The sequence below is a fragment of the Bradyrhizobium genomosp. III genome (genome assembly GCF_000261705.1).
In the GTDB taxonomy this organism is placed as follows: Bacteria; Pseudomonadota; Alphaproteobacteria; order Rhizobiales; family Xanthobacteraceae; genus Bradyrhizobium; species Bradyrhizobium ottawaense.
This window is the reverse complement of record NZ_AJQF01000235.1, coordinates 1-12,982: the sequence shown is the minus strand read 5'-3', so window position 1 is coordinate 12,982 and position 12,982 is coordinate 1. Positions and strand designations below refer to the sequence as shown.

Annotated in this window: 10 protein-coding genes and 1 pseudogene; 10 read left to right on the top strand and 1 reads right to left on the bottom strand. The window is 64.5% G+C overall.

Features of this window, described 5'->3' with window-relative positions:
- Positions 1-56 precede the first annotated feature (56 nt).
- Positions 57-2,288 (top strand): CHASE2 domain-containing protein, encoded by a 2,232-nt coding sequence (locus IC66_RS0120605; protein WP_038948835.1) that lies wholly within the window; start codon positions 57-59, stop codon positions 2,286-2,288.
- 338 nt (positions 2,289-2,626) lie between these two features.
- Here IC66_RS0120605 and IC66_RS0120600 read toward each other — a convergent pair whose 3' ends face one another.
- On the bottom strand, positions 2,627-4,222 hold the full coding sequence (locus IC66_RS0120600; protein ID WP_038948834.1) for an ABC transporter substrate-binding protein: 1,596 nt from the start codon (positions 4,220-4,222) through the stop codon (positions 2,627-2,629).
- Positions 4,223-4,421: 199 nt separating this feature from the next.
- Between IC66_RS0120600 and IC66_RS0120595 the strand changes: the two genes are divergently transcribed.
- The 9 genes and pseudogenes from IC66_RS0120595 to IC66_RS42615 form a co-directional block, all read left to right on the top strand.
- Positions 4,422-6,077 (top strand): ABC transporter substrate-binding protein, encoded by a 1,656-nt coding sequence (locus IC66_RS0120595; protein WP_038948833.1) that lies wholly within the window; start codon positions 4,422-4,424, stop codon positions 6,075-6,077.
- Positions 6,078-6,272: 195 nt separating this feature from the next.
- Complete coding sequence (locus tag IC66_RS0120590) at positions 6,273-7,226, top strand: ABC transporter permease (protein ID WP_028140664.1); 954 nt, start codon at positions 6,273-6,275, stop codon at positions 7,224-7,226.
- A 162-nt stretch (positions 7,227-7,388) separates the two neighbouring features.
- Positions 7,389-8,291, top strand: a complete 903-nt coding sequence (locus IC66_RS0120585; RefSeq protein WP_038948831.1) for an ABC transporter permease — start codon at positions 7,389-7,391, stop codon at positions 8,289-8,291.
- A gap of 2 nt (positions 8,292-8,293) precedes the next feature.
- On the top strand, positions 8,294-9,355 hold the full coding sequence (locus IC66_RS0120580) for an ABC transporter ATP-binding protein (RefSeq protein ID WP_028140662.1): 1,062 nt from the start codon (positions 8,294-8,296) through the stop codon (positions 9,353-9,355).
- Positions 9,352-9,549 (top strand): hypothetical protein, encoded by a 198-nt coding sequence (locus IC66_RS0120575; protein WP_038948830.1) that lies wholly within the window; start codon positions 9,352-9,354, stop codon positions 9,547-9,549. Before IC66_RS0120580 ends, IC66_RS0120575 begins: the two co-directional genes overlap by 4 nt.
- Entirely contained in the window at positions 9,546-10,961 is a 1,416-nt protein-coding gene (locus IC66_RS0120570; protein ID WP_038948829.1) for an Asp-tRNA(Asn)/Glu-tRNA(Gln) amidotransferase GatCAB subunit A, read from the top strand. Before IC66_RS0120575 ends, IC66_RS0120570 begins: the two co-directional genes overlap by 4 nt.
- Positions 10,958-11,935, top strand: coding sequence for an ABC transporter ATP-binding protein (locus tag IC66_RS0120565; protein WP_038948828.1), 978 nt, complete (start codon positions 10,958-10,960; stop codon positions 11,933-11,935). The genes IC66_RS0120570 and IC66_RS0120565 overlap by 4 nt, the downstream gene beginning before the upstream one ends.
- A gap of 218 nt (positions 11,936-12,153) precedes the next feature.
- The gene (locus IC66_RS0120560; protein ID WP_028140658.1) at positions 12,154-12,423 is read left to right on the top strand and encodes a GlsB/YeaQ/YmgE family stress response membrane protein; all 270 of its coding nucleotides are present in this window, start codon (positions 12,154-12,156) and stop codon (positions 12,421-12,423) included.
- Positions 12,424-12,683: 260 nt separating this feature from the next.
- Positions 12,684-12,982: pseudogene (locus IC66_RS42615) on the top strand (type I secretion system permease/ATPase); the annotation flags it as partial.

Here is a 12,982-nt window from a genome sequence, read left to right as displayed (position 1 = left end):
GTCGGTATCTGCGATCGGCGCTGCCATTGATCGTCAATGCATGATATTCCACCAGCATGAAACGTCTCAAGATCCTGCGGCGGTGGTTTGCACGGAAGCTGGGCTTTGCGCGGCTGATGTGCCTTGCGCTGCTGGTCATATTCGCCGGCGCGCGCCTGTGGGATCCGCTGCCGATCCAGGAATTGCGGCTGCGCACCTTCGACATGTTCCAGCTGATCGACCCGCGCCACAAGGCATCGCGGCCGGTCGTCATCGTCGACATCGACGACAAGAGCCTCGCCAGGCTCGGGCAGTGGCCGTGGCCGCGCACGCGCATCGCCGACCTGATCCAGAACCTCACCGATAGCGGCGCGGTGGCGATCGGCTTCGACGTGGTGTTCTCGGAGCCCGACCGGCTCAACCCGGAGCTGGTCGCGAGCCAGATGCGCTATCTGGACGACGCCACCCGCGCCAAGCTGCGCGAACTGCCGAGCAATGACCAGGTCCTCGCCGACGCGATCAAGCGCTCGCGGGTGGTGCTGGGAGAAACCGGGCTTCCAGAGGTCCTGTCCGAGCTCGATAAATCGCTTCCGTTCACGGGCGTGGCCACGCTCGGGGAGGAGGGCGCCGAGCGCTTCCTGTTCGAATTCCCCGGCCTGCTCCGCAACGTGCCGATCATCGAGAAGATCGCGGCCGGTCGCGGCCTGTTCTCGATCCGGACCGAGCGTGACGGATTGATCCGCCGCGTGCCGATGATCATGCGCGCCCAGGGCAACATCATGCCCTCGCTCAGCCTCGAGATCCTGCGTGTCGTCACGGGAACGCCGACCCTGCTGGTCCGCACGGACAAGGCCGGTATCAGGTCGATCCGCCTCAAGGGCCTGGAAGTTCCGACCGACAAGAACGGTCAGCTCTGGGTGCACTATGCCCGCCGGGATCCTTCGATCTACGTGTCCGCGGTCGACATGCTCGACAACAGCCTGCCGCCTTCCAGGTTCGCCGGCAAGCTGGTGCTGGTCGGTACCTCCGCGGGCGGATTGAACGACATCAAGACGACGCCGGTGTCACGGGCCATGCCGGGGGTCGAGATCCACGCCCAGGTGCTGGAGAGCGTGCTGAGCGGCGCGGTGATCTCGCAGCCGAATTATGCGCTCGGCGTCGAATTGCTGGCCGCGCTCGTCATCGGCCTGCTCGTGATCATCTTCACGCCGAATCTCGGCCCTGTGCGCCTCGTGCTCGCGGGTGCGACCTTCGCTGCGATCCTGGTCGGCGTGTCCTGGTTCTTCTACGCGCAGTACCGCTACCTCATCGATTTCACCTATCCGCTGCTCTCGACCACTGCGGTCTATCTGACGCTGATCTTCGCGAGCTTCGTGCGCGAGCAGCGCCAGCGCGTGCAGATCCGCGGGCAGTTCGCGCAATACATGTCGCCGGTTCTGGTCGAGCAGCTGGCGCAGTCGCCGGAAAAGCTCGTGCTCGGCGGCGAAGAGCGCGAGATGACGATCATGTTCTCGGACGTGCGCGGCTTCACCACGATCTCGGAAAGCTACAAGCAGGACCCGCAAGGCCTGATTGCGCTGATGAACCGCTTCCTGACGCCGCTCACCGACGTGATCATCGAGCGGAAGGGCTACATCGACAAGTACATGGGCGACGCCATCATGGCGTTCTGGAACGCGCCGCTCGACGATGCCGAGCACGAGGTCAACGCCTGCGAGGCCGCGATCCAGATGCTGGAGCAGATCGACGCGGTCAACAAGGAGCGCGAGCAGGAAGCCGCCGACGGCGGCCATGTCTACATTCCGCTCAATGTCGGCATCGGCCTCAACACCGGCATCGGCGTGGTCGGCAATATGGGATCGGACCTGAAGAAGAATTATTCGGTGCTCGGCGACAGCGTGAACCTGGCTTCACGCCTGGAAGGCCAGTCGAAGGAATACGGCTTCCCGATCATCGTCGGATCCAGGACCGCGCTTGCCGCCAAGGACAAGTTCGCGATCCTCGAGCTCGACTTCATCATGGTCAAGGGCAAGACCGAGCCGGAGGTGATCTACGCTATCGCCGGGCGCGAGGACGTGATGCACTCAGGCGCCTTCCAGCGCCTGCGCAACATCACCATCGAAATGCTCGGCTGCTACCGCGGCCGCGACTGGCAGGGCGCACTCGATGCGATCGAACGCGGCCGTCGCAGCGAGGATGCCGACACGCTGGAAAAGCTGTTCAGGCTCTACGAGGCGAGGATCAGGGATTTTCAGATCAACCCGCCGCCGGAGGGTTGGAGCGGGGCGTATGCGCTGCTGACGAAGTAGTGGGGAGGCGTTGTTTGCGTTGCCAGCGCCTCAAATTCGCTGTCGTCCCCGCGAACGCGGGGACCCATAACCCCAGGGAGTGGTTGCCGCGCGAGATTGGCAACCACGTGTCTTCGTCAAACGACTCCCTGTGGTTATGGATCCCGGGTCTGCGCTGGCGCTTGCCCGGGACGACAGTGGTGGTTGATACGGCAGCTTGGCTCAAACGCCAGCGACGTCCATCAACTCTCGTAGGGTGGGCAAAGGCGCGTTAGCGCCGTGCCCACGATCCTGCTCCGCAATGCCGAGGTGGTGGGCACTCTTCGCTTTGCCCACCCTACGACACCTGTGTTTGCCGCTCACTCCATCCCGATCGTCGTCAGATCCTGAAACCAATGCTGCGCCTGCACGAACTGCTTGATCTTCGGCGACAGCGCGTGCGGGTTGGTATCGTGTACAACCCAGACCAGCGTGGCGTCGTCCACGATCAGCGCGTGCGCCTGGGCCAGCAACTCGTCCTGTTTGGCGCTATCGAATGTCTGCTTGGCCTCGTCGATCAGGGCATCCACCTTCGGGTTCTTGTAGCCGCCCCAGTTGACCCCCACAGGCGCGATCTGGCCCGAATGGAAGAAGCGGACGATCGCGTAGAGCGGGTCCGAGGTGACATAGGCAATGTTGTTGGCGGTGATGCCGGCGTTGATCTCGTCGGCCGCGCCCTTGCGCCAATGCGTATACAATGTCTCGAGCTCGACCACTTTGAAGTCGATGTCGATGCCGATCTCTTTAACGCTCTGCTGCAGGAATTCGTTCATCGGCAGCGACAGCATCTGGCCGGTGCCGCCCTGTGCGATGATGAAGGTGGCCTTCAGCGGTTTTGCTTTTGAATAGCCGGCTTCCTCGACCAGTTTCTTGGCTGCAGCTGGATCATATTTCAGCTCGAAGCCGGGCTTGCCGAACCACGGGCTGGACGGATCGACCTGTCCCTTGGCAGGCTTGGCGAGGCCATTCATCAGCCCGACCACGGCGTCGCGGTCGATCGCAAGGTTCAGCGCCTTGCGCAGGCGGATGTCGGTCCAGGGCGAGCCCGGCAGCACGCTGAGATGATAATTCCAGACATGCGGTGTGACGTTGTCGACGAGCTTCATGCCGGCGGCTTTCAGCTGCGGCACGGCATCCGGCGCCGGCGTCTCGATCAGATCGACTTGCCCCGCCAGCAGCGCGTTGGTGCGGGTCAGCGCTTCCGGCATCGGCACCAGCACGATCTTGTCGGCCTTGGGAATGCGCTTCTTGTTCCAGTAGTCCGGGTTCTTGCTGAGTTCTGCAAGCTCGCGCGGCACCAGCTTCGTCAGCTTGAACGGGCCGGTGCCGGAGGGCTGGCTCGCGAACTTGTCCCAATCCTTGCCGAGCTTGTCGTACTGCGCCGGGCTCGACACCAGGAACCACAGCATCTGACAGGGAAAGAAGGAATCGACCGTCTTGGTGGTGATCTCCACGGTGAAATCGTCGATCTTGGCGTAGCTCGCAACGGAGGGGAGGCGGGTCTTCACCTGCGCGCTCTGGCGCTTGTCGAATTGCGGCGCCTTGTCGTTGAGCACCTTGTCCAGATTCCAGATCACGGCGTCGGCGTTGAACTCGCTGCCGTCGTGAAACCTCACGCCCTTGCGCAGCGTGAAGCGCCATTTGGTCTTGTCGGCATCATCGACCTTCCACTCGGTCGCAAGCCCCGGCACCAGCTTGCCGGGCCGGTCGGCGACGTCCATCTCCCAGGCCACCAAGGGATCGTAGATCGTGTAGGCCGTGAACTGATAGGCGCCGGCGCCGCGATCGGGCTGACCCGTGGTGAGCGGAATGTCCGCCATCGAGATGCCGTAGCGCACCACGGTTTCGGCGCGCGCCGAGATTGCGGACAACGCCAGTGCAAGCACGGCGAGACAAATCGATAGACGAACACGCATGGCCCAGAGCTCCCAGGGGATTTCGAGACCGAACTTGCAATCTTGATGCCAGAATAGGCAGCGCGGCGCGTGGACCCGCCTGCGACCTACAAGGACTTGTCGTCGCAGGGCCAAATCGCAGAATAAGTTTCTCTTTGGCATAGCCATTGCATACGATTGCATCAAAAATAGTCATCGAAGCCGGAAAGGGATTGAGGCGATGCTTACTAAGAAGAACACGCGCGCGGCATGGATCGCGGTGCTCGCTCTAGCGACGGCGGCTGCATGGCCGCGTGAGGCCAGTGCCGAAACCGTGCTGCGCATCGGCATGACCGCTGCCGATATTCCGCGCACGCTAGGCCAGCCCGATCAGGGTTTTGAAGGCAACCGCTTCACCGGCCTCACCATGTACGACGCGCTGACCGGCTGGGACCTGTCCTCCGCCGAGAAGGCGAGCGTGGTGATTCCCGGCCTTGCCACCGAGTGGAAGGTCGACGATGCCGACAAGACCAAGTGGGTTTTCAAGCTGCGCCCTGGCGTGACCTTCCACGATGGCTCCCCGTTCAACGCGGATGCCGTGGTGTGGAACGTCGAGAAGGTGTTGAAGCAGGACGCGCCGCAGTTCGACGCCAGCCAGGTCGGCGTCACGGCCTCGCGCATGCCGACGCTGGCCTCCGCCAAGAAGATCGACGACATGACGGTCGAGCTCACCACCAAGGAGCCCGACAGCTTCCTGCCGATCAACCTCACCAATTTGTTCATGGCGAGCCCGGCGAAGTGGCAGCATTTCTATGACAAGGCCGAAGGCGCCGACGCCAAGGCCAAGTCGCAGGCGGCATGGACGGCGTTTGCCAAGGACGCTGCAGGCACCGGCCCGTGGAAGATGGCGAGCTTCACGCCGCGCGAGCGGCTAGAGCTCGTCAAGAACGCGAGCTATTGGGACAAGGCGCGCGTGCCCAAGGTCGACAAGATGGTGCTGTTGCCGATGCCGGAAGCCAACGCCCGCACCGCGGCGCTGCTCTCCGGTCAGGTCGACTGGGTTGAGGCGCCGGCGCCGGACGCACTGCCCGAGCTCAAGCAGCGCGGCTTCAAGCTCTACGCCAACGAGCAGCCGCATGTCTGGCCGTGGCAGTTCTCCCGCGTCGAGGGCTCGCCCTGGAACGACATCCGCGTGCGCAAGGCCGCCAACCTCTGCGTCGATCGCGAAGGTCTCAAGGACGGCCTGCTCGCCGGCCTGATGGTGCCGGCGACCGGCACCTTCGAGCCCGGTCATCCCTGGCGCGGCAAGCCGAGCTTCGAGATCAAGTATGACAAGGCGGCTGCGCAGAAGCTGATGCAGGAGGCGGGCTTCGGCCCCAACAAGAAGCTGACGGTCAAGACCCAGACCTCCGCCTCGGGTTCGGGCCAGATGCAGCCCTTGCCGATGAACGAGTATCTCCAGCAGGCCCTTGCCGAATGCTACTTCGATGTGCAGCTCGACGTCATCGAATGGAATACGCTGTTCACGAACTGGCGCCGGGGCGCCAAGGATCCGTCGGCGAACGGTTCGCACGCGACCAACGTGACCTACGCGGCGATGGATCCGTTCTTCGCCCTGGTGCGCTTCCTGCAATCGGGCATGGCGCCGCCGGTCTCGAACAATTGGGGTTTCATCAACAATCCCAAGTTCGACGAGCTGGTGAAGAAGGCTCGCCAGACCTTCGATCCCGCCGCGCGTGACGCCGCACTCGCCGAGCTGCACGCGGCCTCGGTTGACGATGCCGCCTTCCTCTATGTCGCCCACGACGTCGGCCCCCGCGCGATGAGCCCGAAGGTGACCGGCGTGGTGCAGCCGAAGAGCTGGTTCATCGACTTCTCGCTGGTGTCGATGAAGTAGTTCGCGCCACACGAACAGTGCACCCTCTCCCCTTGTGGGAGAGGGTGGCTTCGCGACAGCGAAGCCGGGTGAGGGGTCTCTCTCCGCGAGTGACCCTCTCGCTCATTCGATAATGCTGTATCCGCGGATAGATACCCCTCATCCGGCGCTTCGCGCCACCTTCTTCCACAAGGGGAGAAGGAAGAAAGAAGACCAGTGCTCGCCTATATCGCCAGACGCATCGTCTACGTCGTCCCGATCGTCATCAGCGTCGCGCTGGTGTGTTTCCTGCTCGTGCACATCACGCCGGGCGATCCGCTGGTCGCGGTGCTGCCGGCCGATGCCTCGCAGGAGCTCGCCGCGCAGCTGCGTACCGCCTATGGTTTTGACCGCCCGCTGCCGGTGCAGTTCGGCTTGTGGCTGATGCGCGCGCTGCACGGCGATCTCGGCAATTCCATTGCGACGGGGCGCCCCGTGCTCGCCGAGGTCATGCGCGCGGTCAGCAACACCGTCACGCTGGCGATTGCCGCCGCGATCATCGGCTTCACCATGGGCATCCTGCTCGGCCTGATCGCCGGCTATTTCCGCGAGACCTGGATCGACAAGCTCGCGACGTCCTTTGCCATCGCGGGCGTATCCGTGCCGCATTACTGGCTCGGCATGGTGCTCGTCATCATCTTCTCGGTGCAGCTGAACTGGCTGCCCGCGGTCGGCGCCGGGCCCGGCGGCTCCGCCACCTGGGCCTGGGACTGGGCGCACCTGCAATACCTCGTGCTGCCCGCGATCACGACATCGGTGATTCCCATGGGTATCGTCACCCGCACGGTGCGCGCGCTGACCGGCGACATCCTGAGCCAGGATTTTGTCGAGGCCCTGCGCGCCAAGGGGCTGCATGAGCGCGGCGTGTTCCGCCACGTCATCAAGAACGCCGCGCCCACCGCGCTCGCGGTGATGGGGCTTCAACTCGGTTATATGCTCGGCGGCTCGATCCTGATCGAGACCGTGTTCTCCTGGCCGGGCTCGGGCTTCCTGCTCAACTCGGCGATCTTCCAGCGTGATTTGCCGCTGCTGCAGGGCACGATCCTGATCCTGGCGCTGTTCTTCGTCTTCCTCAATCTCATGGTCGACATCGCGCAAGCCGCGATCGATCCGCGCATCAAGCGGGGCTAGTGGGATGAGGTGCCACACACTCAGTGTCGTCCCGGCGAAGGCCGGGACCCATAACCCCGGTAAGCGGTTGTGGGACGAGACGGCCACTACGAGTCTTCGCCAAATTACATTTCGTGGCTATGGGTCCCGGCTTTCGCCGGGACGACGATGGAAATTGCGGCGATGAGCGAGCTTCCGTTGTCTGCCACCGCCGATGCCGCGCTGCAGGCCGCACCCGCCACCAAGGCGCGCGGTTATTGGGCGACCGTCGGCCGCCGCATCCGGCGTGACAAGGTCAGCATGGCATGCGCGCTGGTGCTGCTGCTGATCTTCCTGTCCGCGATCCTCGCACCGTGGCTGGGTCTGGAAGATCCCTACAAGGGCTCCATGATCCGCCGCCTGCGCCACATCGGCACCGCTGGCTATCCGCTCGGCACCGACGAGCTCGGCCGCGACATGCTGGCACGGCTGATCTACGGCGGGCGGCTGTCGCTGGTCATCGGCATCCTGCCCGTGATCCTCGCGTTCTGCATCGGCACCTCGCTGGGCCTCGTCGCCGGCTATGTCGGCGGCAAGCTCAACACTGCGATCATGCGCACGATCGACGTGTTCTACGCCTTTCCCTCCGTGCTGCTGGCGATCGCGATCTCCGGCGCGCTGGGCGCCGGCATCCTCAATTCCATCGTGTCGTTGACGGTCGTGTTCGTGCCGCAGATCACCCGCGTCGCCGAAAGCGTCACCACCGGCGTGCGCAACATGGACTTCGTCGAGGCCGCGCGCGCCTCCGGCGCCGGGCCCTTCACCATCATGCGCGTGCACATCCTCGGCAATGTGCTCGGCGCGATCTTCGTCTATGCGACGAGCCTGATTTCGGTCTCGATGATCCTGGCCGCCGGTCTTTCCTTCCTCGGCCTCGGCACCAAGCCGCCGGAGCCGGAATGGGGGCTGATGCTCAACACCTTGCGTACCGCGATCTACGTCAATCCCTGGGTCGCCGCATTGCCGGGCGCGATGATCTTCGCCGTCTCGATCTGCTTCAACCTGCTCTCGGACGGCCTGCGGAGCGCCATGGACATCAGGAACTAGCCATGAGCGAGAGCAACACATCCGTCGAAATGCTCGAGCCGGTCGAAGACCGTGGCGGCGTCGCGCAGCCGTTGCTTCAGGTCAACGGACTGACAAAGCACTTTCCCGTTCGCGGTGGATTGTTTGCCGCGAAGCGCACCGTGCGCGCCGTCGACAACGTCTCCTTCGCCGTCGCCAAGGGCGAGACCGTCGGCATCGTCGGCGAGTCCGGCTGCGGCAAGTCCACCACCGCGCGCCTGCTGATGCATCTGATGCCGCGCGACACCGGCGACATCATCTATGACGGCATGACCGTCGGCCAGTCGCTGAGCTTGCGCGAATTGCGCCGCGGCATGCAGATGGTGTTCCAGGACTCCTATGCTTCGCTCAATCCGCGCCTGACGATCGAGGAATCGATCGCCTTTGGCCCGAAGGTGCACGGCATGGGCGATGGCGCGGCACGCGCATTGGCGCGCGAGCTGCTCGGCAAGGTGGGCTTGCGCCCGGAGAACTTCGCCAACCGCTATCCGCACGAGATCTCCGGCGGCCAGCGCCAGCGCGTCAACATCGCGCGCGCGCTGGCGCTGTCGCCGCGACTTGTGATTTTGGACGAAGCGGTCTCCGCGCTCGACAAATCCGTCGAGGCGCAGGTGCTCAACCTGCTCGCCGATCTCAAGCGCGAGTTCGGGCTGACCTATCTCTTCATCAGCCACGACCTCAACGTCGTCCGCTACATTTCGGACCGCGTGCTGGTGATGTATCTCGGCGAGGTCGTCGAGCTCGGCCCGGTCGACCAGGTCTGGGACAACCCTGCGCATCCCTACACGCGCGCACTCCTGGCGGCGATGCCGTCGTCGGACCCCGACAGGCGCACCGAGCAACCGCCAATCACCGGTGATCCGCCCAACCCGATTGATCCGCCCCCGGGCTGCCGCTTCCACACCCGTTGCCCGTTTGCGGAGCCGCTCTGCGCAAATGCGACACCAAAGCTCACCGCGCTGGATAATATGGGCCACGAGGCCGCATGCTACATGGCGATTCCGGGTTCTGGCCATAGCCGCGCGCCCAGGGAGAAGACCGCATGACGAGACCGACACCGAAAGAGATCAAGCCGATTGCGCTGGTTGCCGGCGTCCCCGTGGACGACGAGATCGCGACGCGCATCTCCAATTCCATCGGACCTGCCTTCGAAGGCTTCGCGGCCATCGCCGGCACGCTGCCGTTCGACCTCGAGCCCGCGCTCTATCCGACCGTGCAGACGCAGAAGGTGTCGAAATGAGCACTGAGCCTGCATTGATGACGCTCACCGAGGTCGCGCGCGCGATCGCGATGAAGCAGGTGTCCTCGCATGAGGTGACGCGCGCGCTGTTGCACCGCATTGCGCAGTGGCAGCCGCATCTCAACGCCTTCATGTCGGTCGAGGCGGAGGCTGCACTGCATGCGGCGGAGGCCGCCGATTCCGATCTCGCCAAGGGCAATGTCCGTGGTCCGCTGCACGGCGTGCCGCTCGCGCACAAGGACATGTATTACGATGCAGGCCACGTCGCGACCTGCGGCTCGCTGATCCGTCGTGATTTCGTGCCGACCGTGACCTCCACGGCGTTGCAGCGGCTCAAGGATGCCGGCCAGATCAGGCTCGGCACGCTGCATCTGGCCGAATTCGCCTATGGTCCGACCGGGCACAACGCCCATTACGGCCCGGTGCGCAATCCCTGGAACGTCGCGCACATCACCGGCGGCTCGTCGTCGGGCTCCGGCTCGGCGGTCGCGGCGCGGCTGACCTATGGGGCGCTGGGCTCGGACACCGGCGGCTCCATCCGGATGCCCGCGCATTTCTGCGGCGTCACGGGGTTGAAGACCACCGTCGGTCGCGTCAGCCGGGCCGGCGCGATGCCGTTGTCGCAGTCGCTCGACACCGTCGGCCCGCTTGCCCGCACCGCCGAGGATTGCGCGCTGCTGCTGGCGCTGATGGCTGGGGCGGACCCTGCGGACTCGACCTGCAGCCACGAGCCGCTATCGGACTATGTCGGCGCCACCAAGGGCTCGCTGAAGGGCCTCAAGATCGGCGTACCCGCCTCGTTCTATGTCGACGATCTCGACAGCGAGGTCGCGCGCGTGCTGGACGAGACCATCGCCGTGCTCAAGCGTGAGGGCGCGGACATCGTCACGGTCGAGCTGCCGGACCAGCGGCAATTGTCCTCGGCGAGCCAGCTCGTGCTCGCCGCCGAAGCTGCCGCCTTCCACAAGCGCTGGATGATCGAGCGTCCGCAGGACTATGGCCCGCAAGTCCTGATGCGACTGCAGAACGGTCTCGCCGTTCCAGCCATCACATATCTGGAAGCGATGCGCTGGCGCGGCCCGGCGCTGGCCGCGCACAACGCGGCGACCTCGGACGTCGATGCCGTGATCGCGCCGGCCTCGCCGGTGCCGGCGCCGACGATCGAGGAGAGCGATGTCGGGGGCGGGCCGAACGCACCGGCCATGGTGCAGCGGCTGACGCTGTTCACCCGCCCGGTGAACTTCCTCGGCCTGCCGTCGCTCACCGTGCCCTCGGGCTTCACGAAAAGCGGCCTGCCGGTCGGCATGCAGCTGATCGGCCGCTCCTTCGACGAAGCGACCCTGCTCACCATCGGCGCGGCCTTCCAGCGCGTCACCGATTATCACGATCGATTGCCGAAACTGCCGTCATGACCAACCTCGTCGACATCTCGGGCCTCAACATCCGCTTCACCGGGGAGCGCACGGTCTACGCCGTGAACGATCTCAGTCTCTCGCTGGGCAACAGTGAGGTGTTGGGCCTGCTCGGCGAGTCCGGTTCGGGAAAGAGCGTGACCCTGCGTGCGCTGATGCGGCTGCTGCCGAAGAAGCGCACGCAGATTTCGGGCACCGTCAACGTCATGGGCCGCGACGTGCTCGCCATGAACGACGAGGAGCTGTCGTCCTTCCGCGGCCAGACCGTGTCGATGATCTTCCAGGAGCCGGCATTGGCGCTGGATCCGGTCTACACCATCGGGGCGCAGATCGCCGAAAGCGTCGTGCGCCACGAGGGCAAAAGCTACGCGGAGGGCAGGGCACGCGCACTCGAAATGCTCGAGGTCGTGCGCATTCCCTCCGCAAAACGCCGGCTCGACGCCTATCCGCACGAGATGTCCGGCGGCATGCGTCAGCGCGCCATGATCGCGCTGGCGCTGGCGTGCCGGCCAAAAATCCTGCTCGCGGATGAGCCGACCACCGCGCTCGATGCCACCGTGCAGATCCAGATCCTGCTCTTGCTGCGCGAGCTGCAGCGCGAGTTCGGCATGTCCGTCATCTTCGTCACCCACGACATCGGCGTCGCCATCGAGATCTGCGACCGTGTCGCGGTGATGTATGCCGGCCAGATCGTGGAGCAGGGCACGCTTCGCGACATCGTCCGCAGCCCGGTGCATCCCTATGCCAAGGGCCTGCTCGCCTCGACTATTCACGGCGCCAAGCGTGGCGCCCGCCTCGAAACCATCCCCGGCACGCCGCCTTCGCTGACCGAGAAACCCCACAACTGCTCCTTCGCCCCGCGCTGCGCCGTGGCGCAGCCCCGTTGCCTGGCGCAATTGCCTGCCAATGTGGCGGTCGGGCCGGGCCGGGCGGCGCGATGTGTGCTGGCGGAGCAGACGGCGGCGGTGTCATAATATTTGAACGGCGCTGCAGCAGCGCTCCTTCCTTTGAAATTCCTCTACGGCAACACCGAGTTGTCACAGTTCACCGGCGACCGCAGGCAGAAGCCGTTCTACTTTGCATGGGGTTGTTTTCGACATTTTTGTCGAAGGCGGGTGAAGCGACTAGCATTCAGACGCCATTCATCCCGGTTCCCGTTCCATGCGGCCGTTCATGCAGAGGGACCAGATTTATGCACATTTCAAACGAAGGCCTGCTCGTCATCCTGTTCGTCGGGCTGGTGGCCGGCTGGCTCGCCGGCAAGGTGGTGCGCGGAACGGGGTTCGGGATCATCGGCGACATCGTGGTCGGCATCGCCGGTGCGCTGGTGGCGAGCTTCCTGTTTCCGAAGCTCGGCATTCGCCTCGGCACGGGCCTGGTATCCGAGATCGTCTATTCCGCCATCGGCGCGGTCATCCTGCTGCTGGTGGTACGGCTGGTGCGGGGCGGCGGCCGGTTCTAGCAGCCGCCCGGTTCGATCGATCGGAACTAGCCGCCTCTCCAGGACCGGGAGGGGCGGCGGCCACTGCACCAAAAAGCCGCAAAGACTGTGAAATACCGGACTTGCGTGCGGGGCCATCAGGGGTAGATGTGGGCCATCAGGGTTTTGGATGAACCCGGCTGCGTTGGACGCAGGGCGAACATGATGTTAATCCGGGGCGAGTACCCTGAATTGCTCGTGAAATCAGGGGCCTTGGCCCCCACCTGAAAGAGATCAGACTGATGGCAGCCGGTCCTGGCGTCCGCCGTTCAGAGCTCGGTGACGCCTTACGCGCTTGTCGCACGGCGTTCATCGGCGTCGGCTTGATGAGCTGCATGATCAACCTGCTCTATCTGACCGGGTCGATATTCATGCTGGAGGTTTACGACCGGGTGCTGCCGAGCCGCAGCGTCCCGACCCTGGTCGGCCTGATCATCCTCGCCAGCTTCCTCTACATGGCGCAGGGTGTGCTCGACATGATCCGCAACCGGATCCTGGGGCGGATCGGCACCGCGCTCGATGAAGCCCTCAACAAGCGCGT

Coding starts and splice junctions, on each gene's coding strand:
- IC66_RS0120605 (WP_038948835.1), top strand. CDS start 57: ATGAAACGTCTCAAGATCCTGCGGCGGTGGTTTGCACGGAAGCTGGGC.
- IC66_RS0120600 (WP_038948834.1), bottom strand. CDS start 4,222: ATGCGTGTTCGTCTATCGATTTGTCTCGCCGTGCTTGCACTGGCGTTG.
- IC66_RS0120595 (WP_038948833.1), top strand. CDS start 4,422: ATGCTTACTAAGAAGAACACGCGCGCGGCATGGATCGCGGTGCTCGCT.
- IC66_RS0120585 (WP_038948831.1), top strand. CDS start 7,389: ATGAGCGAGCTTCCGTTGTCTGCCACCGCCGATGCCGCGCTGCAGGCC.
- IC66_RS0120580 (WP_028140662.1), top strand. CDS start 8,294: ATGAGCGAGAGCAACACATCCGTCGAAATGCTCGAGCCGGTCGAAGAC.
- IC66_RS0120575 (WP_038948830.1), top strand. CDS start 9,352: ATGACGAGACCGACACCGAAAGAGATCAAGCCGATTGCGCTGGTTGCC.
- IC66_RS0120570 (WP_038948829.1), top strand. CDS start 9,546: ATGAGCACTGAGCCTGCATTGATGACGCTCACCGAGGTCGCGCGCGCG.
- IC66_RS0120565 (WP_038948828.1), top strand. CDS start 10,958: ATGACCAACCTCGTCGACATCTCGGGCCTCAACATCCGCTTCACCGGG.
- IC66_RS0120560 (WP_028140658.1), top strand. CDS start 12,154: ATGCACATTTCAAACGAAGGCCTGCTCGTCATCCTGTTCGTCGGGCTG.